Source organism: Duganella lactea (assembly GCF_009857505.1).
GTDB classification, from domain to species: domain Bacteria; phylum Pseudomonadota; class Gammaproteobacteria; order Burkholderiales; family Burkholderiaceae_D; genus Rugamonas; species Rugamonas lactea.
This window is the reverse complement of record NZ_WWCP01000012.1, coordinates 77,996-102,156: the sequence shown is the minus strand read 5'-3', so window position 1 is coordinate 102,156 and position 24,161 is coordinate 77,996. Positions and strand designations below refer to the sequence as shown.

Below are 24,161 nucleotides of genomic sequence, written 5' to 3'. Positions count from 1 at the left end.
TCATGACTTCTGTCCTTCGCCTGCCAATCGCAGAACACAGCCACCAGCTGGACAGCCCGGAGTTCGCGGCGCTGCTGGAAACGCTGACCGCCGAATTTGCCGCCACCGCCGCTCAGCATGACCGCGATGGCAGTTTCCCGCACCGGAATTTCGAACGCCTGCACGAACTGGGACTACTCGGCCTGACCGTGCCGCGCGCCCTGGGCGGCCTGGGCGCCAACCTGGCGCAAACAAGGCGCGTGATCGCCGCGGTGGCCCGTGGCGAGCCATCCACCGCGCTGGTGCTGACCATGCAGTATCTGCACCACGCGTCCGGTCGCCAGATCAAATGGCCGCAACACCTGCTGCAACGCGTGATCGATGAAACGCTGCGTGACGGCGCCTTGATCAACGCGCTACGCGTGGAGCCGGAACTGGGCACGCCGGCACGCGGTGGCCTACCGGCTACCGTCGCCCGCCGCACGCAGGAAGGCTGGCGCATCAGCGGCCGCAAGATCTACTCGACCGGTATCCCGCGCCTGACCTGGCTGGGCGTGTGGGCGCGCAGCAACGACGCGGAACCGTTGGTCGGCAGCTGGCTGGTGCGCCGCGACACGCCGGGCATCACCGTCATCGAAACCTGGGACCATCTGGGCATGCGCGCCACCGGCAGCCACGAAGTCATATTCGACAACGTGCTGGTGCCGCTGGACCACGCGGTGGAAGTCGCCCCGGCCGGTGCCGCGCCGGAGCTGGACGGCTCGCTGCTGCTGTGGATGTCCGTTCTGCTGTCGGCCATCTACGACGCCGTGGCCCGCTCCGCGCGCGACTGGCTGGCCGGCTGGCTGGAAGAGCGCGTGCCAGCCAATCTGGGCGCTCCCTTATCCAGCCTGCCACGCTTCCAGGAAGCGCTGGGCCAGTTGGACGCCTGGCTATTTTCCAACCGGCTGATCCTCGACGCCGCCGCCAATGGCGCGGTGACTGCGGCGGACGCTTTCCGCATCAAATACCTGGTGACCAACACCGCCATCCAGGTCGTCGAGAAGGCGATTGAGCTGAGCGGCAATCCTGGCCTGTCGCGCGCCAATCCGTTGGAGCGCCACTACCGCGATGTGCTGTGCAGCCGCATCCACACGCCACAGAACGACACGATTCTGATCAATAGCGGACGCGCCGCCTTCGCCGCGCGCGCCGCCACAAAAGCTTCTCTCTCCGGCGTCGCCGGTATTTCAACCATCAATGCAAAGGACGCATCATGAGTATCGAATTTATCGGCTTCAGCGCCACCCAGGAAGTTTCGGAAACCGTGCTGCCGCAAGGCCCGGTGGTCAACAAGAGCTTCCTCGGCGCGGTGGCGCGCGCTCACGAATATGCGGGCTTCGACCGCGTGCTGGTGGCGCACAGCAGCGCCTCGGTGGATGGCTTCCAGGTGGCCTCGTACATCGCCTCGCAGACCGATAAGCTGGGCATACTGCTGGCGCACCGTCCGGGCTTCGTTTCGCCCACGCTGGCGGCGCGTCAGCTCGCCACGCTGGACCACTTCAGCGATGGCCGTCTGGCGGTGCACATCATCAGTGGCGGCGACGACACCGAACAACAGCGCGACGGCGACTTCCTCGATCACGGCCAGCGCTACCAGCGCACCGACGAATACCTGGACGTGGTGAAGAAGACCTGGACTTCCGAAGGCCCGTTCGACCATGACGGCCCGCTGTACCACCTCAAGGGCCAGAACGCCGGCGTGCGCCCCGTGCGCGACCAGCACATTCCGGTCTACTTTGGCGGCTCGTCGGAAGCGGCGATTGAAGTCGCCGGCAAACATGCGGACGTCTACGCGCTGTGGGGCGAATCGCTGGCGCAGGTGGAAGACACCATCAAGCGCGTGCGCGCCGCCGCCGCCAAACATGGCCGCGCCGACAAGATCCGTTTCAGCCTGTCGCTGCGCCCCGTGCTGGCGGACACTGAAGAAAAGGCATGGGCCAAGGCCGACGCCATCCTCGCCACCGCGACCGAGCGCGTGAAAGACAATCTGCATTTCAGCAAACGTCCACAAGATCCGCAAAACGCCGGCTCGAAGCGTCTGCTGGAAACCGCCGCCCAGGGCAAGGTCGTGGACGAGCGCCTGTGGACCGGCATCGCCGCGCTGACCAAGGCCGCCGGCAACTCGACTGGCCTGGTAGGCACGCCGGAACAGGTGCGCGACGCGCTGCTGAAGTACTGGGAACTGGGCGTGACCACCTTCCTGATCCGCGGCTTTGATCCAATTCAGGACGCGCTGCAGTACGGCCGCGAATTGATTCCGCTGGTGCGCGCGGCCATCGCCGAACGCGAGGCGCGGGATCAGCGTCTGGCGGCATAAACGGAGCGAAGGCGATGAGCGCAGTGAAGAATGATTTGATCGTAGCCAGTCAGTTCGACCCCAAGGTCAACGCACTGCTGGCCCAGCGCACCGGCCTGGCGGTGCGCGACGTGGCGCCCGGTCCCCTGACCGAGCTGCCGCCGGGCGCGGACGTACTGTTTGCCTTGCCGGCGCCGAAAGGCCAGTCGCTGCTGCATGTGCCGGCGCCACAAGGCTGGAGCGATGTACGCTGGGTGCAGCTGGCTTCCGTCGGCATCGACTACTACCCGGACTGGCTGTTCAACGGACCGGTGGTGACGTCGGCGCGCGGCACGGCGTCGATCGCCATCGCCGAATACGTGCTGGCGACGATCTTCGCGGCCGCCAAGCGCATCCCGGACATCTGGCTTGAACAGGCCAGCGACTGGCGCCGCATCCAGCTTGGACTAGTGCAGGGCACGACGCTGGGCTTGTACGGTTTCGGCTCCATCGGCCAGGCGCTGGCGCAACGCGCGCTGGCGCTTGGCATCAAGGTGATCGCGCTGCGCCGCTCGGACGCGCCGTTTGAAGTGGATGGCGTTGAGCGGGTTGACTCGCTGGAGCAGCTGGTGGCACGCTCCGACCATCTGGTGCTGGCGGCGCCGTCGACGGCCGACACGCGCCATGCGATCAGTCGCGCTTCGCTGGCGCACGCCCGCCCGCATCTGCACCTGATCAATATCGCGCGTGGCAATCTGGTTGACCATCAGGCCTTGCTGGATGCGCTGAACGAAGGCCGCCTTGCGCTGGCAACACTGGACGTGACCGATCCCGAGCCGTTGCCGGCTGGCCACGCGTTTTACGGCCATCCGCGTGTGCGCCTGTCGCCGCATATTTCGCCCAGCACCGAGCAGATCGTGCCCGCGCTGATCGACAAGTTTGTGCTGAACCTGGACCGCTTCCGCAGCGGACAGCCATTGACCGACGTGGTGGATACCGCGCGCGGCTACTGAGAGAGGACTCAAAATGAGCAGCTCCGCACCACTGTATTCCGCGCCGCTGTCGCGCCCCCATCTGCGCGCGGTCGGCAAGACGCATCCGCGTCCCGCCATCTACAGCGCTCCGCGCGATGAGCAGGGCAACATCATTTTCGCCCAACCACCGGAGCCGGAAGGCTTCGAGGCGCAGCGTCGTCACCGCAAGGAGCGGCTGGCCGTGTCCTTCCGCCTGTTCGCGCGCTATGGCTTCGATATGGGCGGCGCGGGTCACATCACGGCGCGCGATCCGGAGTTCCCGGACCACTTCTGGGTCAATCCGGCCGGGGTGTATTTCGGCCATGTGCGCGCCTCGGACCTGCTGCTGGTCAGCCATGACGGCAAGGTGGTGGAGGGTGACGGCTTGCTGAACCGCGCCGCCTTTGCGATTCACTCCGAACTGCACAAGGCGCGTCCGGACGTGATCGCGGCGGCACACTCGCATGGCTTGTATGGCAAGGCTTTTGCCGCGCAAGGCCGGCTGCTTGAACCGCTGACGCAGGACTCCTGCGCCTTCTATCAGGATCACGCGATCTTCCAGGACTTCAGCGGCGTGGTGCTGGATGCCAGCGAAGGCCAGCGCATCGCCGAAACGCTCGGCCAGCGCAAGGCGGTGATCCTGCAAAACCATGGTCTGCTGACGGTCGGCGCATCGGTGGAGTCGGCGGTGTGGCGCTACATCGCCTTCGAGAATGCGGCGCAGGCGCAACTGCTCTCGGAAGCCGCCGGTCTGACCAAGCCGATTCCGCACGAGGTGGCGTTGCACACCTCGAAGCAGATGGGTTCCGAAGCCGGCGGCTGGTTCAGCTTCCAGCCGCTGTGGGATGTGATTACGCGCGAAGAGCCGGATTTGTTCGACTGACAGGAGAACCATCATGACCAGCGCCACGCTATCGTTGAAGGACGCCCACGCCGCGTCGCCCGCCATCAGCCCAGTCGTCTCCTGCACCGAGCCGTCCACGCTCGCCGCCACGGTGGCCGGCGCCGGCTTTGCCTCCTGCCTGGATGCCGGCGGCGGCCAGCACTGGCTGCGCCGTCCCGGCGCCGTTGCCACGGTGGCGATCCATGGCGCCGCGCTGCTGGCCATCTGGAGCTGGTCCAGCGGCGTGATCAAGCCACCCGTGGCGCCGCCGGTGATAGAACTGATCCGCATCCAGCCGGAACCCAAGCCGGAAATCACGCCGCCCAAGCCGGAGCCGGTCAAAGAAAAAACGGTGGCGCTGGCGCCGCCAAAACCGGCGGTGCCGCCGTCGCCGGCGCCGAAAACTGTTGAATCCTCTGCGGCGCAAGCCGAGACCTACACGCCACCGCCACCAGTGCAAGCCGCGCCACCCGGGCCGGTAACGCCGCCGCAGCCGGCGCCGGCACAAGCAGCGCAGCCGGCGCCGGCACAAGCAGCGCAGCCGGCTGCACCGAAACAGATCAGCACCGAGGGCATACCGACCGATTACGTCAACCAGGTCTACGCCCGCATCAACCGCAACGCGGACTATCCACGCGAAGCGAAGATGCGCCGCCAGCAGGGCAAAGTCGGCTACCGCCTGACGCTCAATCCGGACGGCTCGCTGGTCAGCTTCGATATCCAGTCCTCCGGCGTGGAAGCGCTGGACGAGGCAGCGCGGGAAGCCATCCGCCGCGCCGCGCCGTATCCGCGCCTGCCCGATCTGGGCGGCGGCAGCTATCTGCTGGCCGGGAATATTGTCTTTAAAATTAACTAACAAGGAACCGCCATGAGTGCTACCCAAGTCGCCGCCCATCTGACGCCGCTGGAGTTGTTCGAGCAGGCCGACGTGATCGTGAAATCCATTCTCGTTTTGCTGACACTGGCCTCGCTGGTTAGTTGGGGCGTCATCATCGACAAGCTGCTGCGCTTCGCGAAGCTGCGCCGCAACGCCGTCAACTGGACGGCGGCGCTGGCCGGCCAGCGTTCGCTGAACCGCCTGGCGCAGGAGCTTAAGCAGCATACGCAAGATCCGTTCGCCCGCATCTATCACGCCATCGTCGACGAGTGGCAAATCACGCACCGCCTACATTTGCAGGGGAACGAGTCGGGCCGCGACAGTTTGAAGGAGCGCGTCAACCGCGTCGGCCAGATCGCCACCAATGTGGAAGTGGAGCAGTTGCAGCGTGGCCTGTCCGTGCTGGCGACGGTTGGTTCGGTGGCGCCGTTCGTCGGCCTGTTCGGCACCGTGTGGGGCATCATGAATGCCTTCCAGGGCATCGCCGCCAGCAACAACACCAGCCTGGCCGTGGTGGCGCCGGGTATCGCGGAGGCGCTGTTTGCGACGGCTCTAGGCCTGGTCGCGGCGATTCCGGCGGTGGTGGCCTACAACCGCGCATCCGGCGACTTGAATCACTATGCCGGCCGTCTGTCCACGTTGGTCGGCCTGGTCGAAGTGCAGCTTTCGCGCCAGCTGGAAGCAGGCGAGTCGCAAGTGGAGAATGTTGATGTGGCGCCGGCCAAGGGTGATCATTCCGGGAATAACGTGACGGCGTTGTCGGCGCAGGGAGCCTGAGATGGGCGTGCGTTTATCCTCCGGTCCCGCGACCCGTCCCACGCCGGTCAGCGACATCAATGTCACGCCGCTGGTGGACGTCATGCTGGTGCTGCTGATCGTGTTCATGGTGGCGGCGCCGATGATGACAGCCGGCGTCAAGGTCGATCTGCCGACTTCCAACGCCAAGCCTCTTCAGGAGCCGAAACCGCCGATCGTGGTCAGCATCAATGCCGAAGGCACAGTCTACGTCAACCAGACCGCCGCCACGCCGGAAACGCTGCTGCCGTTGATGGCGCGGGAGTCGGGCGGCGACAAGGAGCGCCGCATCCACTTGCGCGGCGACCAGGCGCTGGCCTACGGTCGCGTCGTGCAGACCATGGGGGCGCTCAACGACGCCGGCTATGCCCGCATCGCGCTGGTATCGGAACAACCAGCTCAATAACTCACACTCAAAGGTTGGAAGATGTATTCGATCACTTCGAAGGGCGGCGCTCGCCGTCAATTCTTGCGGCGCGGCGCGGCGATGGCGGCTCTGGTGGCCGGCTGGAGTAACGCCACCCGCGCGGCGGCGGCCCAACTGCGCGACACCACGCTGCGCATCGGTACTTACAAGGGCGGCGATAGTTACTACTTCAACGAGGCTGGCGTCGACAACATACCTTACAAAACGGCGGTGGCGGAATTCGCCGGCGGGAACCTGATTGTGGAAGCCATGTCTTCCGGCTCGCTGGATTTCGGCGGCATGAGCGAGATCCCGCCGATCTTCGCTGCGGCCGGCGGCGCGCCGATGAAGGTGATCGCGGTGCTGCGCGGTGATGTCAACAACCAGGTGGTGCTGGTGCCGAAAAATTCCGGCATCACCGATCCGGCGCAATTCAAGGGCAAGCGTATCGGCTACGTGCGCTCGACCACTTCGCATTACTTCCTGATTCAGCTGCTGAAGGAAAACGGCCTGACCTTCAAGGACATCGAGCCGGTGGCGCTGCTGCCGCAGGATGCCCTGGCGGCCTTCAAGAGTGGCCAGCTGGATGCGTGGGTCATCTACGGCCTGGTGGTGGAATTCGCCAAGAGCCAGGGCGCGCGCGTGCTGCGCACGGCCAAGGGTTACCTGTCCGGTAACTATGTGATCAGTGCCTCGACCCCGGCGATCGCCGATCCGCTCAAGCACCAGGCCATCGGCGACTACCTGCAGCGCGTGGCCAAGGTTTACGACTGGATCAACAAGAATCCGGACCGATGGGCCACACGCAGCGGCCAGATCGCCGGCGTGCCGCCGCAGTTCTTCCTCAATCAGGTAAAGAGCCGCAGCGAACCATACAAATTGATACCGGTGGACGAGGCGGCGATCAAGTCACAGCAAAAGGTGGCTGACGTGTTTGCGGAAGCCGGCCTGCTGTCGCGCCGCGTGGATGTGCGTCCGATCTGGGATACCAGCTTTGCCAAATATTTGACCTGATTAAAAGAGAGGAAGAAAAGGTATGCAGCATTTTTCGAAAAAGACCGCATTGACGCCATTGAGCCTGGCCCTGCTGGCCATCGGTACGCCGGCATGGTCGCAGACCAGCGTGGGACAGGTGCAGGATGTGGTGGTGACCACCGCCGTGCGCGGCGAGGCCCGTACCGTGGCCGACAGCCCGGCGCCGGTGGACGTTATCAGTGGCGAACAGCTGATCCACACCGGCCGCGCGGAACTGGCCGAGGCGCTGGCGCGCCTGCTGCCTTCCTTTAACTTCGGCACCAACCAGGCGGGCGTGAACTCGGTGGTGCGGCCGGTGAGCAATCGCGGCCTGGGCCCGGCGTACACACTGGTGCTGGTGAACGGCAAACGCCGCCACAACAGCGCGCTGCTGACCAACGGCGGCGGCGACACCAGCGGCGTCAACGCCATCGATCTGGATACGATTCCGCTCAGCGCCATCGACCATATCGAGGTGCTGAAGGACAGCGCGGCGGCGCAATACGGTTCGGATGCGGTGGCCGGCGTGGTCAATGTGATCCTCAAGACCGGCAACCACGGCGGCCAGATCGCCGCCAGCTACGGCAAGCTGAAAGAAGGGGATGGCGACCTGACCAGCAAGAAGCTGGAAGGCGATGTCGGTTTCGCGCTGGGCGAGGATGGTTTCGTTCACATCGGCGCGGCGGCACGCAAGCGCGGGCAGGCCTGGTACAACTTCCCGTCGACCAATCTGGTGGCGTATTCGCCGGCGTCGAATCCGAAGAACGCTACCTGGAACCGCGACGGTGCGCATAACGGCGATCCGGGTATCGAGGCTTATGACGTGGCCTTCAACGCCGAGAAACCATACAGCGCCGATGTGACGTTGTACGCCTTCGGCACGGCAGGCACGCGCAACACGGTGGCGGGGAATAACTTCCGCCGTCCGAACGGCCTGGCGACCATCGCGCAGATTTTCCCGGGCGGTTATTTCGCGCTGAATAATATGAGCGCCTACGACTTCCAGCTGAATCTCGGCGCACGCGGCAAGACGGCTGGCTGGAACTGGGACATCAGCACCGGCTACGGCAAGAACCGCGCCCGCCAATACAGCAATCTGACGCTGAATCCATCGCTAGGCACGGCGTCGCCGACCAGCTTCGATAATCTGGCGACTTACCAGTTCGAGCAGTGGACCACCAACGAGGACTTCACGCGGGCGGTGGATATCTGCTGGAAAAAGCCACTGCAATGGTCGTGGGGACTGGAACAGCGCGTCGAACGCTTCTCGACGTTTGCCGGCGACCGGCTGGGCTACGTCAACGGGGGCTATGTCTTCAAGGCGGGCGATCAGGAGGGCAATCCCAACGTCGGCAAGCCGGCGGCGGTGGGCGCGCAGGCCGGCGTGGCGCTGTCGCCGGCCGATGCCACCAGCATCCGCCGCACTGTGCTGGCGGTGTACAACGACCTTGGCTTTTATCCGACCGAGGATTGGTTCGTTGACGGCGCAGTGCGATTCGAACATTACAACGACAGCGCCGGCAACACGGCCAGCGGCAAGATCAATAGCCGCTACGATTTCTCGCCGAAGGCGGCGATCCGCGGCACAGCGGGCACCGGCTTCCGCGCGCCTTCGCTAACGCAGACCGGCTATTCGCAGACCGATAACCGGACCAACATCAATCCGGTGACGGGCGTGGTGGAACCTAGCCTGTCCAAGCTGCTGCGCAATGATTCTGACCTGGCGCGCAAGTTTGGCGCGCGTGACCTGGACCCCGAGAAATCGGTCAACTTCGGCCTGGGCATTGTGCTCAAGCCTGCGGATAACATCAACGTGACATTGGACGGCTATCAGGTCACGGTGAAAGACCGCATCGTCCGCACCGGCTACATGTTTGGCCCGGCCTTCGCGCCGACGCTGATCGCGGCAGGCCTGACCGGCACGGAGTGGGTGCAATACTTCGCCAATGCGGTCGATACGCGCACCCGTGGCGCCGATCTTGTGGCCGACATCACCAGCGATTACGGCAATGCGGGCCTGGTGCGCTGGGGCGCGGCGCTGAACTGGAACAAGACCACGGTCACCCACATCAATGCGACGCCGTCGCAGATTACCGCGCTGGGGGCGAATCCCGGCGGCAGCGCCGTGTGGTTTGGCTACTCGGCCGGCGGCGGCATCGGCGACTTGAGCGCGACGCCGAAGACCAAGTTGATTCTTTCGGCGCGCTGGTTCTTCGGAGATCTGGAAGCCACGGTGCAGACCACGCGCTATGATTCGTACACTTGGCAGACCACCGCCAATCGCGCGCAGGATTATCACTTCGGCGCGAAGTGGTTGACGGACCTGGACCTGAGCTACGCGGTCACCAAGAAGACCAAATTGGTCATCGGCGCGGCCAACCTGTTTAACACGCGTCCAGACAAGAACGGCCCTGGGGATGCCAACTCGGGCGGTAACAGCTTTGTCTACGGCCCGGCGCCGTTCGCGCCCAGCGGCGCCTACTACTACGGCAAGGTGACGTATGACTTCTGATCCGGACCGTGTCCGCCGTCGTCTGCTCGCCGCGCTTCCCGCCGCCGCGTTGGTGGGCGCTTGCGGAAAGGCGAGCGTGTCACAGAATAGCGCCACGCCGGACCTCTCCAAAGTCACGCTGGTACTGGGTGATCAGGTCAAGCTGTTGCAAACAAAAGCCGAAGCGGCCGGCGTGCTGAAAGACGTCCCTTACAAAATCCAGTGGGCCAGCTTCCAGGGCGCCGCGCCGCTGTTTGAAGCGGTGGTCTCCGGCGACGTTGACACCGCCATCGCCGCCGATACGCCGGCGCTTGCGGCAGCCGCCGCCGGCGCGCGCATCAAGGTCATCGCCGCCAGCGTTTCCTCGCCCAGCGCGGTGGCGATTCTGGTGCCGCCGGATTCGCCGATCAAGACGGTGGCCGACCTCAAAGGCCGCAACGTGATTGTTTCGTCGGCGCGCGGCAGCGTCGCCCACTTCCTGCTGTTTGGCGCCCTGCGCGAAGCGGGCCTGCAGCCGCAGGACGTCAACACCGGCTTTCTGCTGCCAAGCGACGCCGCTGCCGCCTTCTCCAGCGGGAAGATCGAAGCCTGGGCCACCTTCGGCACTTATCAGGCGGCCGCCGAGATACGCGGCGCGCGCGTGCTGCGCGACGGCGTTGGCATCAACTCCGGCGTCGGCGTGCTGACCGCATCGGACGCCGCACTGGCCGATGCCGGCAAGCGCGCCGCCTTGGCCGACGTGTTAAACCGGCTGGCGCAATCGAACGTGTGGGCCAATGCCCATCCGAAGGAGTACGGCAACGTATTCCAGCGCCTGACTGGCCTGCCGGCCGATGTGACCAAGCTGCACGTCAGCCGCGACAGGCCGCAGCTGCGCGCCGTCGACAACAATATTATCCGCCAGTTGCAGGAAGTGGCGGACACCTTCTACGAAGCCAAATTATTCCCCCGCCGGGTAGACGCGAGCAAGCTGGTGGATACCAGCCTGTTCCATCCCGCCTGACCCCATCACAAAGGAGCATCACCATGAGCACTCGACAACTGAAACTCGGCTTCATCCTGCACGGTGTGGGCCCCGGCTGGGGCGACTGGCGACATCCGGACGCCGATCCGACGGCCAGCACCAATATCGACTTTTATCTGCATCAGGCCAGACTGGCGGAACAGGCCAGGTTCGACTTTTTGTTCGTCGCCGACAGCGTGCACATTACCGAAAAATCCAGCCCGCACTACCTGAACCGCTTCGAACCGCTGACTATTTTGTCGGCGCTGGCCACGGCCACCCAAAACATCGGCCTGGTGGGCACGCTGACCGTCAGCTACAGCGAGCCATACACGGTGGCGCGCCAGTTCGCGTCGCTGGACCACATCAGCAAAGGCCGCGCGGGCTGGAACGTGGTGACCTCCTGGCTGTCCGGCAGCGCCGACAACTACGGCAAACCAATCCATCCACCGCACGAAGTCCGTTACCGCATCGCCGCCGAACACCTGGAGACGGTGCAGGGCCTGTGGGACTCGTGGGAAGACGATGCGCTCACGCGCGACAAGGCAAGCGGCCAGTTCTTCGATCCCGCCAAGCTGCACACGCTGAACCACAAGGGCGAATTCTTCTCGGTGCGCGGCCCGCTGAACATCAGCCGCTCGCCGCAAGGTCAGCCGGTGATCTTCCAGGCCGGCGCCTCGGAGGATGGCCGCAATTTCTCCGCACGTTATGCCGATGCCTGCTTCACCGAGAACTCGTCGCTGGAAGCTTCTCAGGCCTATTACGCCGACATCAAGCGCCGCGCCGCCGCTTTTGGCCGCGCGCCGGAACGCCTGAATGTGCTGCCAGCGCTGCGCGCCATCGTCGGCCGCAACGAGGGGGAGGTCGAGCGCCTGTACCAGGAAGCGGTGGGCCTGATCCGCGTGGAAGACGCGCTGGTGGCGCTGGCGCGCTCCTTTAACGAGCATGACCTGAGCCAGTATCCGCTCGATGGCCCGTTCCCGGACATCGCCCACTTCGGCGCCGATAGCAACCGCAGCTCGTCCGAACGCATCGTGCGCACCGCGCGCGAAGAAAACCTGACGCTGCGCGAAACCGCTCTCCGCTACGCCAGCCCGCGCCGCGAATTTGTCGGCACCGGCATGCAGGTGGCGGACGCCATCCAGCGCTGGTTCGACAACGGCGCCGCCGATGGCTTCATTCTGTTCGAATCGCTGCCGCGCCAGCTGGAGGCGTTCGTGTCCGACGTGGTGCCGGTACTACAGGAGCGCGGCCTGTTCCGGCGCGAATACGAACACACCACCTTGCGTGGTAATCTGGGTCTGGATGTGCCGGAAAACCGCAACACCGCTGCACGCCGTCAGGCTGCGTAGGGAGAGAACACGATGAGTGAAGCACAACAACGCGAACTGGCGCCGCGCCTGCGGCAGTTCGTCAACCAGCTGGAATCCATCATCGGCCAGAACGAGGCGCAGGTGGTGGAGCAGGGTGCGGCCGCGCTGCGTGACCTGATCGCGCACGACGACTGGCTGCCGCGCGAGGCCGCCGAACCGCATCCGCAGTTTTACCGCCAGTACCTGCTGTACCGCGATCCGGCGGCGCGTTTCTCGGTGGTGAGCTTTGTCTGGGGGCCGGGCCAGTCGACGCCCATCCACGACCACACCGTGTGGGGCCTGATAGGGCTGCTGCGCGGCGCCGAGATCTCGCATGATTTCCGCCGCACGGCGGACGGCAGGCTGGAACGCCACGGTGAGCCGCAGCGGCTGGAGGCCGGCACCGTGGTGGCGGTGTCGCCAACGCTGGGCGACATCCATCAGGTTTACAACGCCTTTAACGACCGCGTGTCGATCGGCATTCACGTCTATGGTGCGGACATCGGCGCGATGGATCGTAGCGTCTACACGCTGGATGGCCAGGTCAAGCCGTTCCGCTCCGGCTACACGCCGCAGATACCCTACCGCGGCTACGAGCAGGTGAGGGCGGATCTGCTGGACGGCCGCGAGATCGCCTTGCTGGATGTGCGCGAGGAAGACCCACACGCGCAGGCGCACCCGCTGTTCGCGGCCAACTTCCCGTATGGCCGCATCGAGATCGACGCCTATACCAAGCTGCCGCGCCGCGACGCGCCGATCGTGGTGCTGGACGACGGCGAAGGCCTGGCGCTGCCGGCGGCGTTGCGCTTGCACCAGCTGGGCTACACCGAAGTATCGCTGCTCGATGGCGGCGTCTCAGGCTGGCGTGCCGCCGGCGGCGAGTTGTTCCGCGACGTGAATGTGCCCAGCAAATCCTTCGGCGAACTGGTGGAGCATGAGCGGCATACGCCCTCGCTGTCCGCGCCGGAGGTGCAAGCGCTGATCGATCAAAAAGAGAACATCGTCATCCTCGACGCGCGCCGCTACGACGAATACCAGACCATGAGCATCCCCGGCAGCATCAGCGTGCCTGGCGCGGAGCTGGCCTTGCGCGCGCGCGAACTGGCGCCCGATCCATCCACGCGCATCATCGTCAACTGCGCCGGGCGCACGCGCAGCATCATCGGCACGCAGTCGCTGATCAATGCCGGCGTGCCGAATCCGGTATCGGCGCTGCGCAACGGCACCATCGGCTGGACGCTGGCGAGCCAGCAACTGGAGCATGGCCAGTCGCGCAGCTATCCACCGGCGTTGGAGGCCAACCGGCAAGTGGCGGCGCGCGATGCGCGCGCATTGGCCGACCGCGCCGGTGTCAAACGGCTTGACCGCGCCCAGTTGAGCGAGCTGCATGCGGACCGCGTGCGCACCAACTACTTCTTCGACATCCGCAGTCCCGGCGAATACGGCGACGGCCATCCGCCGCGCTTCCGTTCCGCGCCGGGCGGGCAACTGGTGCAGGAAACCGAACAGTTTGCGCCGGTGCGCGGCGCCCGCATCGTGCTGGCCGATAGCGACGGCGTGCGCGCCAATCTGACCGCGCATTGGCTCAAGCAGATGAACAACGACGTCTACGTGGTCGATGGACTGCAACCGGAAGACTTCAGCGTCGCCGGCGCGTGGAAGGACGAGTTGCCGCCGCCACCGCAGGTGGACGAAATCAGCGTCGAGACGCTGGCGGAGTGGCTGGCTGCCGCGCCGCAGCAGTTTGGCCTGCTGGATTTCACTTCCGGCGTCAACTACCAAAAGCGGCATATTCCGGGCGCGTGGTTCGCGCTACGCTCGGAATTGGCGGCGGCGCTGGCGCAATTGCCGGACGGTGTGCAGCGCTATGTGCTCACCTGTGGCAGCAGCCTGCTGGCGCGCTTTGTGGCGGCGGACCTGCGCACGCTGACCAAGCTGCCGGTACTGGTGCTCGCGGGCGGCACGTCCGCCTGGGTGGCCGCCGGCAAGCCGGTGGAAAGCGGCGCGACACGATTGGCGTCACCGCTGATCGACCGCTATCGCCGTCCCTACGAGGGCACGGACAACCGCGCCGAAGCCATGCAGGCTTATCTCGATTGGGAGTACGGACTGGTGGCACAGCTGGACAAAGACGGCACGCACGGGTTTTTTATCGTTTAATTGACTTGCTGCATTGCAATAATCGTTGTGATGCAGCATAATTTTCTGATGGTCCGGATCGGGCTTCATGGGGAAAATAGCAATGACGATTACCAAGCGTTTGATTCTGACGTTGTCTCTGGCGCTGGCGGCGCTGATTTTTGTGGGTGTGTCCGGGCTGAAGCAGCTGTCGAACGCGCATCAGCGGCTGGACATGGTGCAAACGCGGCTGATTCCGAGTGTGGCCAGTCTGAACAGCGCCAAGGGCTATATGACCGACACCCGCCTGGCGGGCTATCGTCTCTCCGTTTTCTCCAACCAGGCCGACAAGACCGCGCTGGATAAGGCCTACAACGACGCCCACGCCAAGTTCGACGAGGTGATCGCGGACTACGAAAAATCACGCATCTTCGACCAGACCGACCGCAAAATGCTGGAAGCGGACAAGGCGGCGATGGCGGCCTATCGGCAGACGCTGGTGCCGTTCATCGCCGGCGCCCATGCCGGCGATCTGGACGCGGTGCGCGCCACGCTGGAAGCGGGCACGCCGTTGGCGCTGTCGGCGGCCGCGCTGAAGAAAGCCTTCGACGACCATATCGCCTACAACAACAAGCTGATTGAGGACGTGCGCGCGCAGAGCGTGGCCCAGTACAGCTTCGCCTTCCGCCTGATGGTGTCGGTGATTGCGCTGGCGGTGCTGGTGACCGGCGCGCTGGCATGGTCGCTGTACAGCACCATCAAGAGCAGCCTGGCGTCGATTCGCGGCACGCTGGAAGATGTCAGCCAGTCGCTGGATCTGACCAGGCAAATCAAGGTCGAACGCATGGACGAAATCGGCCACACGGCGGTGGCCTTCAACAAGCTGCTGGAGCAGATCGCCGGTGTGATCGAGACCGTGCGCGCTTCAACCAGCGCGGTGGGCGCGGCCTCGCAGCAGATCGCGGTGGGCACGGGCGATCTGTCGCAGCGCACCTCGTCGCAGGCGGCGGCGCTGGAACAGACGGCGGCCAGCATGGAGCAGCTGACGTCCACCGTGGGCCAGAACGCGGACAACGCGCGGCAGGCGAATCAGCTGGCGCGGTCGGCGTCCGATGTGGCGACGCAGGGCGGCGCGGTGGTCGAGCAGGTGGTGGTCACCATGGGGTCGATCAACGAATCGTCGCGCAAGATCGTGGACATTATTTCGGTCATCGATGGCATCGCGTTCCAGACCAATATCCTGGCGCTGAATGCGGCAGTGGAAGCGGCGCGGGCGGGTGAACAGGGGCGTGGCTTCGCGGTGGTGGCGACCGAGGTGCGCAATCTCGCGCAGCGCTCCGCATCGGCGGCGAAGGAAATCAAAGAACTGATCGACGATTCGGTGGAGAAGGTCGGCTCGGGCACCAAACTGGTGGAGCAGGCCGGCAGCACGATGCATAACGTGGTGGCCAGCATCAAGCAGGTGACCGACATCGTCGGCGAAATCAGCGCCGCCACGCAGGAGCAGAACGACGGCATCGAGCAGGTGCACCGCGCCGTCACCGAGATGGATCAGACCACGCAGCAGAACGCCGCGCTGGTCGAGCAGACCGCCGCCGCCGCCAACACGCTGCGCGACCAGGCCGATAAGCTGGAGCAGGTGGTCAGCGCGTTCAAGATCGGCGCCCCGCCAGCCGTTTACACGCCGCCCGCCAAACCGCGTCCGGCGGCGACGGCGATCGCGTTGCCGAAACCGGCGCAGCGCGCCAAGCCTGCCGCACCGAAACCGGCGCCGCAGAAACCGAAAGCCGCCGCATCTTCCGGCGACGAGTGGGAAGAGTTCTGATTGACTGCTTGCCTGTTCCTCGTCGTTGTAGGGTAATGTATCAGCGTCTCTGTCATTCCACCCTACTTGAATACAAGGTGCCCCATGAAACGCTCTTTGCTGTTGCTGTTGTTCGCGGCATCGCCGTTGTTGGCGCGGGCCACCGAGGCCACCGATAACCAGCTGATTGAGCAAGCGGTGCGTGATTATATCGAGTCGCAGCATAAGCCGGATGCGGAGCGGATGGCGCGGTCGCTCGATCCCAAGCTGGCCAAACGCACATACTGGCAGGCGGCCGATGGCACGCAGTTCATCATGAACACCGACCGCGATACGATGATCAGGGTGGCGCAGACCTATAACAAGGATGGCGCCAGGTTCCCGGCGCAGCCACGCGTTGACATCAAGATTCTCGATGTCGATCAACGCGTGGCCACCGTCAAGCTCACCGCCGACGATTGGATCGACTATATGCATCTGTATAAAAACCAGGGTAGCGAATGGAAGATCATCAACGTATTGTGGCAGTACCATGACACCTCGCGCCAAGTCAGCAAGAAGTGACGTATCGGACCCATCGGACCCATCGGCCGGTTGGGAAGCGATCGCGGCTGAATTCCTGGCGGCCCGCTCCGATATCGGCGCTGGCGTCGCGCGTCAGTGGGCGGGCACGCTGCGGCCGGGTGGCGAGGTGGTGGACATCGGTTGCGGATCGGGCGCGCCGATCGCGCTGGCGCTGGTGGCGCAGGGATTGACCGTCTTCGGCATCGACGCTTCGCCGACGCTGCTGTCCGCCTTCCGCCGCCGCTTTCCCGGCGCCCCCGCGGCATGCGAGGCAGCGCAGGACAGCACGTTCTTTGGACGACAGTTCGATGGCGCCGTTGCGGTGGGATTGATGTTCCTGCTGGCGCCGGAGGATCAGCGCAAGCTCATTGCCGGTGTCGGCCAGGCGCTCAGGCCTGGCGGGCGTTTCCTGTTCAGTGCACCGCGCACGCCGTGCGAGTGGCAGGACCTTCAGACCGGCCGCGGGTCCGTGTCACTCGGCGAGGCGGCATATCAACGCTTGCTTGCCGCCGCGGGCATGCGGCTCAGCGGCAGCTACGTTGATGAGGGCGGCAACGATTACTTCGACGCCTCCAACTGCGGACGATAGTTCTGGTGCGGTTCCAGCGACGACAGCCGGACGGCGCGGTACAGCGGGCACACGCCTGACAGCGCGCTCAGCAGCGGCACGGCGCCGATCCAGCCCCATGCGTCCACCAGACCGGTGGACGCGGCGGCGATCAATCCCAGTCCCACGGCCACCCGCAGAGCACGATCCACAGTACCAACATTGCTACCCATGATTTCTCTCCTTTTCACTTGATGTGCCGTCAGTATGAAGCACAGTGCGGGAGCAAAAATATGACCTGAATCAAATTATCTCAATTTTCCGCTTCCGGGCTGAGCACCATCTCCACATGGTTCTTGCGGTCCAGGAAGCGTTGCGCCGCCGCCTGGATATCTTGCGCCGTCACGTCATTGACGCGCTGCTCGATTTTCAGGATTTCGTGCGGGTCTTTATCTTCCAGCACGCTCTGGCGCAGGTAGTTCATCCAGTAGCCGTCCTCGCGCAGCGCGCGCCGGTAGCTTTGCAGGCGGGCTTGCTTGACCTTGTCCAGATCCGCCGCCGTCGGGCCGTTGGCCTGCAGGCGCTCGATCTCGCTCCAGACGGCGGCTTCGACTTTCCCCACGTTCTGCGGTGACGTGGGCAGCACGATCGCCACCGCGTAGCCGCCGCGCGGGATTTTGTCGTAGCGCACGCTGGCGTTGCCGGAGTAGATCAGCTTCTGCTTCTCGCGCAGCTCGTCGGTGATGCGCAGGTTCAGCACATCGGCCAGCAGGCCCAGCGACCAGGACTCGGGATAGGAGTAAGCGAGGTCGCCGCCGAAATCAAAGGTGACCTGGCTCTTTTGCTCCACGCCGGCCTTGACCTCCTGCCGCACCACGCCGCGCACCTGGCGGATGTCCGGATCGCGGTAGGTCAGCGGCACGTCGCCGACCGGCAGCGTCGCCACATAGGTCGCCAACAAGGGCTTGAGCTGGTCGATATCGAAATCGCCGACGAAGATGTAGGTCATGCCCTTGGCGCTGGACATGCGCGCGCGTTGCAGGTTCAGCGTGCGGTCCAGGTTCAGTGCCTCGAAGTCGGCCGGTTGCGGCGGCAGATCGAGTTGCGGATGGTTGCCGTAGACGGTTTTCATGCGCGCCTCGGTGAAACGCATCTCCGGCATGGCGGAGCGGTTGCGCACGGCTTCGGCGTTGCGCGTCACGAAGGAGCGGAACAGGTTCTCGTCGCGGCGCGGGCTGGTGATGGACAAGTAGTTCACTTGCAGCAGGGTTTCGATGTCGCCGCTGCGGCTGCTGCCGCTCAGCAGGTCGGCATAGGACGCCAGTTGCGGGTTGTAGGCCACCGCCTTGCCGGCCAGCATCCGTTGCAGGTCGGACGGCGTGTAGGCGCCGATGCCCATCGCATTTTGTACCGCGCTGGCGAAGCGGGCGGTGCGCTTGTCGGCTTCCGGGAAGGCGTACACGCCGCCGGGGCGCGCCGCCAGCATGCTCACCTTGTCCTTGCTGAAGCCGGTTGGCTTGAGCAGCACCTTGACGCCGTTCGACAGCGTCAGCGTGGTCACGCCCAGCGTTTTGTCTTCGCTCTGGGCGACGATGGCGCCGGGTTCCGGCTTGTAGCTCATCAGGTTGACCGGCAGCGCTTTCTCGGCGATTTTTTCCACCGGCAGTTTGGCGGCCGCCTCGGCGCGGGCCAGCAGCTCAGCGCCGGTCGGCGCGGCCTGGCCGGCGGCGACGCTGTTGGGGTGGGCGGTGTACAGCACCAGTTTCGGCGGCGTGGCCGGGATGATGCTCTTGACGTAGGCGTTGATTTCGTCGAGCGTGATGCTCGGAATCAGTTCCTTGGCGTAGTCGTTTTCCGTGTCGATGCCGGTGATGATGCCGCCGGCCAGAAAGTGGCGGATGTATGCCCCCAGCACCGCCGCCGAGTCACGCGTGGCGCGCGATTTGGCCGCGTATTCGTAAGTCGCCAGCAGATTCTGTTTGGCGAAGTCGAGATCGCCGGCGGCGAAGCCGAACTGGCGTGCCCGCATGTTTTCCTGCACCAGCGCGTCGATCGCCGCGTTCACGCCGGCCTTGCCGATGCTGGCCGCGGCGGTGAAGCCGAACTGGTTGACGCCGAACGGTACCGTGGTTTCGCCGGCGCCGCCGCCGAGGAACGGCGGTTCCGCCAGTTGGGTCAGGCGGCTGAAGCGTGTTTTCATCAATTGGGTGAACAATTGCCGGATCAGTGCCTCGCGGAAGTCGCCGACGGTTGCCGGCGGCTTGCGGCCGAAGCTTGAATAGTAGAGCTGCACATTGTTGGTCGGCGCCTCCTTGTCGAGGAAGACCACGGCGTCCGCCTTCGTCAGCGGCGCCGGCGTGTAGGCCGGGCGGGGGCGCGGACTGGCGGGCATCTTCAGGCCGGCGAAGTGACGCTGGATCATTTTTTCCGCCGCAGCGGGATCGATGTCGCCGACCATGATCACGGCCATCAGGTCCGGACGATACCAGTCGGCGTAGAAGCGGCGTACGGCGTCGGCCTTGGCATGCAGGATCGACTCCTCGGTGCCGATCGGCAGCCGGTCCTGGTAGCGCGAGCCATTGGCCAGCTTCGGCAGCATCGATTCCAGGCTGCGCTGGCCGTAGCCGCTGCGCGCGCGCTTTTCCTGCAGCACGATCTGGCGTTCATCGTCGATGTCCTGGTCGTTCAGCGTCAGGCCTTGCGCCCAGTCTTGCAGCACCGTCATGCCCTGTTCCAGGTTGTCCGGCTTGTCGGTCGGGATGGGCAGCATGTAGATGGTCGCGTCGAAGCCGGTGGAGGCGTTCAGGTCGGCGCCGAAGCGCACGCCGATCGAGCGCAGGTAGGCGATCAACTCATGCTTCTTGAAGTGCGTGCTGCCGTTGAAGGCCATGTGCTCCAGCAGATGGGCCATGCCGCGCTGGTCGTCATCTTCCAGCACCGAGCCGGCGTTGACCACCAGGCGCAGCTCGACGCGCTGGGCCGGTTTGGCGTTCTGTTCGATGTAGTAGGTCAGACCGTTGTCGAGCTTGCCGACTCGGACGGCGGGATTGGACGGCATGCGCTCGCTCAGCGCGGGCGCGGCGGCCGTGCTGATGGTCAACAGCAGGCCGGCGATCAGCGCGGCAAAGGTCAGTGGTTTGGTCATGGCGGTGGGTTCTTGTGATGGTCTCTACGCCAGACTTTAATCAAAAAACATCTTTCCATCAAGCTAACATTGATCAACCGGTTGAGCGAAAGGGGCGGTGTATGGCTTAGGACCGTATGCCGTAAAATAGCTGTCCGCCCATTAGCATTTAATAGTCATAGGAATGAGGAACGGATGGTAGTCTGGAAGGTCGCGCTATTCTGGCTGGGGCTGATGTTCTCTGTATTGGCTGTCGGTGCGCCTTCGGGGGCCGACGTCACCTTCGAACGCCGCACATGGTCGCCCGTGGAGGGCGCGCCATCGAGTGCCTGGCACATTGCGCAGAGCGCGGACGGCTTGTTGTGGTTTGCCAGTCCCAGCGGCCTTCACCGCTTTGATGGGGAAAAGTTTCAGCGCGTCGGGAACATCTATGGACACCCACTGGTGTCGCATAACGTCAATATTGTGGTGGCGCTCAGGCAGGGGATAGCGTTGGCTTACTCCTTCGGCGGCCTCTCCGTGTTTTCAGCACAGGGGGTGACCCACTATGACAAGCGCAACGGTTTGCCGCCAGGTTCGATTCTGGCGATTGTGGAGACCGCGGATGGCATTCTGTACGCCGGTACGTCGGCAGGTTTGGCGGTGCTCGGTGGCGGCGCGTGGAAAGTCCTCCGGAATAATGGTCTGCCCGACGGCTCAGTGCGCACCATTGCGGTTGATCGGGCCGGGACAATGTGGGTGATCGTCGGCGACCAGCTTTACGGCCGGCCGGCGCGCAGCGCCACGTTCGCGCCGGTGATGCGGGCGTTTCCGTCCACCGTTCCGGAAATTGCCAGAGGAAAACTACTCGTCATTTCTACGCGGGGCGAGGTGGTTCAGGTTGAAATCGGGAAAAAGCCGGTCGTGGTGCTGGAGAAGGTGTCGGCGAATTTCGACGGTGTTTACGATGGACCGCTGTCCACCCTGTGGGGATGGCTGGGAGGGCAAGGTGGCCTGGTTCGACTTCGCGAGGAGAGCGGTGGACGCTATGTTGTCGCCGAAAGGTTTGAAAACTTAAAGAACGGGAATAACCCGATTGTGTCCTCGTTGATGGACCGGGAAGGCAACGCCTGGTTTGGGACGCTGAACGGCGTGCAGCGATTGCGGGCCCAGCGCATACACGAAGTGAGCGTGCCGAATGATGTCTTTATGCCGTATGTCCATCGCGGCCTCCATGACTCGATGCTGTTGTCCGGCATCTTCGCGCATCAGATCGTGCGCCTTACAGAATCAGGTCACGCCAAGGTCGCCGACCTGGCGGACGTTGCCGCGCTGTGGCGCGCGGGGCCCGACAGTGTATGGGCCGGTTCTGCCGCCGGATTGTTCCACATCCACGCGCGCGGTGTAGAAAAATGGCCGCTTCCGGCCGAGGTAAAGCCGGGAAGGAGCGTGCAATCGATTGCGGTCGATCAGGCTGGCGTGGTATGGGTGTCGATCATTCGCAGTGGGTTGTATCGATTCGCAAACGGCGAGTGGACCCGCATCGACACCGATGTGCTGGGAGAGGATGGCATGCCTGTTTTCCTGCACGCCACGGCGTCGGGCCAGGTGTGGATGGGGCTGACGAATAGCCGCATCGGCCAGATTGTGAACGGCAGGGTGCAAGCGGTGCCAGCCGACAAGGCGCGCGACATTGGCAGCGTGCTTAGCCTGATAGAGATCGATGGCCGGCTGGTCGCGGGCGGCGAGAAGGGCCTGGTCTGGGTTGACCCGCGCGGCAACAAGCCCATGTTGCCGGACAATGAGCCAGCTTTTCGCGGCGTGTCGGGCTTGGGCCTGGACCGGCGGGGCGGCTTGTGGCTGAATGGCCTGGATGGCATTTATCACATTTCCAAAGAACAGCTCTCCGCATTCTGGTCCGCGCCGGAGCGCCGGCTCAAGTGGGAAGTGTTCAGTCTGGCCGATGGCGTGCGGGGCGCCGCCACCCAGATCCGTCCATTGCCCAGTTTGTCCGTGGCGGAAGACGGGCGGATTTTCTACGCCACCAATAGCCAGGTGGGATGGATCGATCCGCTGGATGTGCGCCGGAATCAGCGCGCGCCGAATGTGCTGGTGCTCGGACTTCGCGCCGGGGACAAGGAACTGCAGCCGCGAGGGAAGATCCAGCTGGCTTCGGGGACGACCTCGATTGAGATCAAGTACGCCGTTACCGCGATGTCGATTCCCGAGCGGGTGAAGATCAAGTATCAGCTTGGCGGTGTGGATCGCGGCTGGCAGGTGCCAAGCGGCGAGCGCGTGGCGCGCTATACGAATCTGGAGCCAGGCAGTTATACGTTCCGCGTGATCGCCGCCAATGAGGATGGCGTGTGGAACAACGAAGGCGCCACGTTGGCGTTTGAGATTCTGCCGGAATTTTGGCAGACGTGGTGGTTCCGCGCACTGGTGCTGACCATTCTGGTGGCGATGATTTTCACCTTGCACCGATGGCGTATCGCCTCCGCCGCCGCGCGCATCGCCGAGCAGGTCGCGACCCGGTTGGAGGAACGCGAGCGGATCGCCCGCAGCCTGCACGACAATCTGCTGCAGGGTGTTCAGGCGCTGATCCTGCGATTCAGCACCGTGCTGCGGCGCTTGCCCGAAGGAAGTCAGGAAAAGCGCATTCTGGACGATGTGTTGGGGCAGGCCGAGAGGCTGGTGGAGGAAACGCGCGATGAGGTGATGGCGCTACGGCATCAGTGGTCCACCGAGCAGATCGTCGCGCAGTTCTCGGCGGAGCTGGAGGCGATGAAGCCAGGCGCCAAAGCCAGCCTGACGCTGACCGTCAGCGGCAATCTGGCGCACATGCGTCCCGACGTGGCACTGGAGGTGTGTCAGGTCTTGAAGGAGGCGGTGACCAACGCGGTACGCCATGCAAACGCGTCGGAAATCAGCGCCACGCTGACGGTGAGTGCAAGCGGCATTGAAGCGGTGGTTGTGGATAACGGCATCGGCATTTCGCCGGAGGTCGCCCTGAACGGCACGGCCGGACATTGGGGCATCATCGGCATGCGCGAACGCATCTCGAAGCTTGGCGGCCTGCTGACCATCGTTGGCGGCGAAGCGGGAACGACGCTGCGATTCACAGCGGGGTAGCAATGCTTCGGCGGCGGCAATGACTTCTTCAAAGCCTGAGGCGGCACCGACGTCGGCGGTGCGTCGCGCCTGATCGATGTGTGTCTCGACCACGGCGTGTCGATGTTCGCCACCGCCGACGTGTACTCGGACGGACTGGCCGAACAAATCCTCGGCGCGAGTTGGCGTTGCTTGCCAGCTGACCGGCAAGATCCGGCGCGGCCAACCGGCCAAACCGCTCACGCGCGCGCACGATATTGCTGGCACTGGTCCGCATTTCGAGGAGGAGCGCCTGTTTCGCATCGTCGAGGCGCTGGAGGTGGTGGCTGGGCAGACCGGTAAATCGATACCGCAGATTGTGCTGAAACGGCTGCTGGGGAAGAAGACGGTTTCCAGCGTCATCATCGGCGCGCGCGATGAGAAGCCGTTGATCGAGAATATCGGCGCCACCGGCTGGTCGCTGACGCCGGAGCAGAATGCGCTGCTAGAGCAGGGCAGCGATGCGCCGCCGGCTTACCCGACATGGCACCAGCGCGGCTTCGCCATGCTTAATGAGGAATAGCTCATACTCGACCTGACACACAGCGTCCGATTGATGGCTGGCAGCATCCGCCCGAGGCTGTGTGAAAACGCAAAAACACAAAATTTTCACGGGTATGCATCGTTGTCCATCCAGCGAGTGGGAATTTCTAGGAAATGGGGAAACTGGTACCGGGTAGCATCGCGCATCGTGTACCTCTATTAGTAGTCAGGTAGGGAGGGTGGAGGTGAGGGTGTGTCAAGC

The 24,161-nt window shown here is 64.3% G+C and carries 19 protein-coding genes; 17 read left to right on the top strand and 2 right to left on the bottom strand.

The window, feature by feature from the left end:
* The first annotated feature begins 2 nt into the window (after positions 1-2).
* The 15 genes from GTP44_RS12210 (at position 3) to GTP44_RS12140 (ending at position 17,205) form a co-directional block, all read left to right on the top strand.
* Positions 3-1,238 (top strand): acyl-CoA dehydrogenase family protein, encoded by a 1,236-nt coding sequence (locus GTP44_RS12210; protein ID WP_161019646.1) that lies wholly within the window; start codon positions 3-5, stop codon positions 1,236-1,238.
* Complete coding sequence (locus GTP44_RS12205) at positions 1,235-2,338, top strand: LLM class flavin-dependent oxidoreductase (protein WP_161019645.1); 1,104 nt, start codon at positions 1,235-1,237, stop codon at positions 2,336-2,338. The genes GTP44_RS12210 and GTP44_RS12205 overlap by 4 nt, the downstream gene beginning before the upstream one ends.
* 35 nt (positions 2,339-2,373) lie before the next feature.
* Entirely contained in the window at positions 2,374-3,309 is a 936-nt protein-coding gene (locus GTP44_RS12200) for a D-isomer specific 2-hydroxyacid dehydrogenase family protein (RefSeq protein WP_229256886.1), read from the top strand.
* A 13-nt stretch (positions 3,310-3,322) separates the two neighbouring features.
* Positions 3,323-4,192 (top strand): class II aldolase/adducin family protein, encoded by an 870-nt coding sequence (locus GTP44_RS12195; protein WP_161019643.1) that lies wholly within the window; start codon positions 3,323-3,325, stop codon positions 4,190-4,192.
* Between the two features lie 13 nt (positions 4,193-4,205).
* Positions 4,206-5,048: a TonB family protein gene (locus GTP44_RS12190; RefSeq protein ID WP_161019642.1), complete on the top strand. Its 843-nt coding sequence runs from the start codon at positions 4,206-4,208 to the stop codon at positions 5,046-5,048.
* 12 nt (positions 5,049-5,060) lie between these two features.
* Entirely contained in the window at positions 5,061-5,846 is a 786-nt protein-coding gene (gene tolQ, locus GTP44_RS12185; RefSeq protein ID WP_161019641.1) for a protein TolQ, read from the top strand.
* A 1-nt stretch (position 5,847) separates the two neighbouring features.
* Entirely contained in the window at positions 5,848-6,270 is a 423-nt protein-coding gene (locus GTP44_RS12180) for an ExbD/TolR family protein (RefSeq protein WP_161019640.1), read from the top strand.
* 21 nt (positions 6,271-6,291) lie between these two features.
* Entirely contained in the window at positions 6,292-7,284 is a 993-nt protein-coding gene (locus GTP44_RS12175) for an ABC transporter substrate-binding protein (protein WP_161019639.1), read from the top strand.
* A gap of 22 nt (positions 7,285-7,306) precedes the next feature.
* A complete protein-coding gene (locus GTP44_RS12170; protein WP_161019638.1) occupies positions 7,307-9,796 on the top strand; it encodes a TonB-dependent receptor plug domain-containing protein in 2,490 nt (829 codons plus the stop codon).
* A 76-nt stretch (positions 9,797-9,872) separates the two neighbouring features.
* Positions 9,873-10,778, top strand: a complete 906-nt coding sequence (locus tag GTP44_RS12165; protein WP_371867211.1) for an ABC transporter substrate-binding protein — start codon at positions 9,873-9,875, stop codon at positions 10,776-10,778.
* Positions 10,779-10,801: 23 nt separating this feature from the next.
* A complete protein-coding gene (locus GTP44_RS12160) occupies positions 10,802-12,130 on the top strand; it encodes an LLM class flavin-dependent oxidoreductase (protein WP_161019636.1) in 1,329 nt (442 codons plus the stop codon).
* 510 nt (positions 12,131-12,640) lie between these two features.
* The gene (locus GTP44_RS12155) at positions 12,641-14,290 is read left to right on the top strand and encodes a rhodanese-related sulfurtransferase (protein ID WP_202424060.1); all 1,650 of its coding nucleotides are present in this window, start codon (positions 12,641-12,643) and stop codon (positions 14,288-14,290) included.
* 82 nt (positions 14,291-14,372) lie between these two features.
* Positions 14,373-16,073 (top strand): methyl-accepting chemotaxis protein, encoded by a 1,701-nt coding sequence (locus GTP44_RS12150; RefSeq protein ID WP_161019634.1) that lies wholly within the window; start codon positions 14,373-14,375, stop codon positions 16,071-16,073.
* A gap of 84 nt (positions 16,074-16,157) precedes the next feature.
* Complete coding sequence (locus GTP44_RS12145) at positions 16,158-16,616, top strand: nuclear transport factor 2 family protein (RefSeq protein ID WP_161019633.1); 459 nt, start codon at positions 16,158-16,160, stop codon at positions 16,614-16,616.
* Positions 16,585-17,205 carry a class I SAM-dependent DNA methyltransferase gene (locus GTP44_RS12140; RefSeq protein WP_161019632.1) on the top strand — a complete coding sequence of 207 codons (621 nt, stop codon included), beginning with the start codon at positions 16,585-16,587 and terminating at the stop codon, positions 17,203-17,205. The genes GTP44_RS12145 and GTP44_RS12140 overlap by 32 nt, the downstream gene beginning before the upstream one ends.
* Here the strand turns inward: GTP44_RS12140 and GTP44_RS12135 are convergent.
* On the bottom strand, positions 17,175-17,396 hold the full coding sequence (locus GTP44_RS12135; protein WP_161019631.1) for a YgaP family membrane protein: 222 nt from the start codon (positions 17,394-17,396) through the stop codon (positions 17,175-17,177). The genes GTP44_RS12140 and GTP44_RS12135 overlap by 31 nt on opposite strands.
* A gap of 80 nt (positions 17,397-17,476) precedes the next feature.
* Positions 17,477-20,308: a M16 family metallopeptidase gene (locus GTP44_RS12130; RefSeq protein WP_161019630.1), complete on the bottom strand. Its 2,832-nt coding sequence runs from the start codon at positions 20,306-20,308 to the stop codon at positions 17,477-17,479.
* 174 nt (positions 20,309-20,482) lie between these two features.
* On the opposite strand from GTP44_RS12130, the gene GTP44_RS12125 reads away from it, so the two are divergent.
* Together GTP44_RS12125 and GTP44_RS12120 are read left to right on the top strand one after the other, a co-directional pair.
* Positions 20,483-23,398, top strand: a complete 2,916-nt coding sequence (locus tag GTP44_RS12125) for a sensor histidine kinase (protein ID WP_161019629.1) — start codon at positions 20,483-20,485, stop codon at positions 23,396-23,398.
* A gap of 76 nt (positions 23,399-23,474) precedes the next feature.
* Positions 23,475-23,939 carry an aldo/keto reductase gene (locus GTP44_RS12120; RefSeq protein ID WP_202424058.1) on the top strand — a complete coding sequence of 155 codons (465 nt, stop codon included), beginning with the start codon at positions 23,475-23,477 and terminating at the stop codon, positions 23,937-23,939.
* Positions 23,940-24,161 lie beyond the last annotated feature (222 nt).

Excerpts from the sequence above, each read along its gene's own strand:
- GTP44_RS12170 (WP_161019638.1), top strand. The coding sequence starts at position 7,307 with ATGCAGCATTTTTCGAAAAAGACCGCATTGACGCCATTGAGCCTGGCC.
- GTP44_RS12190 (WP_161019642.1), top strand. The coding sequence starts at position 4,206 with ATGACCAGCGCCACGCTATCGTTGAAGGACGCCCACGCCGCGTCGCCC.
- GTP44_RS12160 (WP_161019636.1), top strand. The coding sequence starts at position 10,802 with ATGAGCACTCGACAACTGAAACTCGGCTTCATCCTGCACGGTGTGGGC.
- GTP44_RS12140 (WP_161019632.1), top strand. The coding sequence starts at position 16,585 with ATGACACCTCGCGCCAAGTCAGCAAGAAGTGACGTATCGGACCCATCG.
- GTP44_RS12125 (WP_161019629.1), top strand. The coding sequence starts at position 20,483 with ATGGTAGTCTGGAAGGTCGCGCTATTCTGGCTGGGGCTGATGTTCTCT.
- tolQ (WP_161019641.1), top strand. The coding sequence starts at position 5,061 with ATGAGTGCTACCCAAGTCGCCGCCCATCTGACGCCGCTGGAGTTGTTC.
- GTP44_RS12210 (WP_161019646.1), top strand. The coding sequence starts at position 3 with ATGACTTCTGTCCTTCGCCTGCCAATCGCAGAACACAGCCACCAGCTG.
- GTP44_RS12155 (WP_202424060.1), top strand. The coding sequence starts at position 12,641 with ATGGATCGTAGCGTCTACACGCTGGATGGCCAGGTCAAGCCGTTCCGC.
- GTP44_RS12130 (WP_161019630.1), bottom strand. The coding sequence starts at position 20,308 with ATGACCAAACCACTGACCTTTGCCGCGCTGATCGCCGGCCTGCTGTTG.
- GTP44_RS12150 (WP_161019634.1), top strand. The coding sequence starts at position 14,373 with ATGACGATTACCAAGCGTTTGATTCTGACGTTGTCTCTGGCGCTGGCG.
- GTP44_RS12195 (WP_161019643.1), top strand. The coding sequence starts at position 3,323 with ATGAGCAGCTCCGCACCACTGTATTCCGCGCCGCTGTCGCGCCCCCAT.
- GTP44_RS12205 (WP_161019645.1), top strand. The coding sequence starts at position 1,235 with ATGAGTATCGAATTTATCGGCTTCAGCGCCACCCAGGAAGTTTCGGAA.
- GTP44_RS12135 (WP_161019631.1), bottom strand. The coding sequence starts at position 17,396 with ATGGGTAGCAATGTTGGTACTGTGGATCGTGCTCTGCGGGTGGCCGTG.
- GTP44_RS12145 (WP_161019633.1), top strand. The coding sequence starts at position 16,158 with ATGAAACGCTCTTTGCTGTTGCTGTTGTTCGCGGCATCGCCGTTGTTG.
- GTP44_RS12180 (WP_161019640.1), top strand. The coding sequence starts at position 5,848 with ATGGGCGTGCGTTTATCCTCCGGTCCCGCGACCCGTCCCACGCCGGTC.
- GTP44_RS12175 (WP_161019639.1), top strand. The coding sequence starts at position 6,292 with ATGTATTCGATCACTTCGAAGGGCGGCGCTCGCCGTCAATTCTTGCGG.
- GTP44_RS12120 (WP_202424058.1), top strand. The coding sequence starts at position 23,475 with ATGTGTGTCTCGACCACGGCGTGTCGATGTTCGCCACCGCCGACGTGT.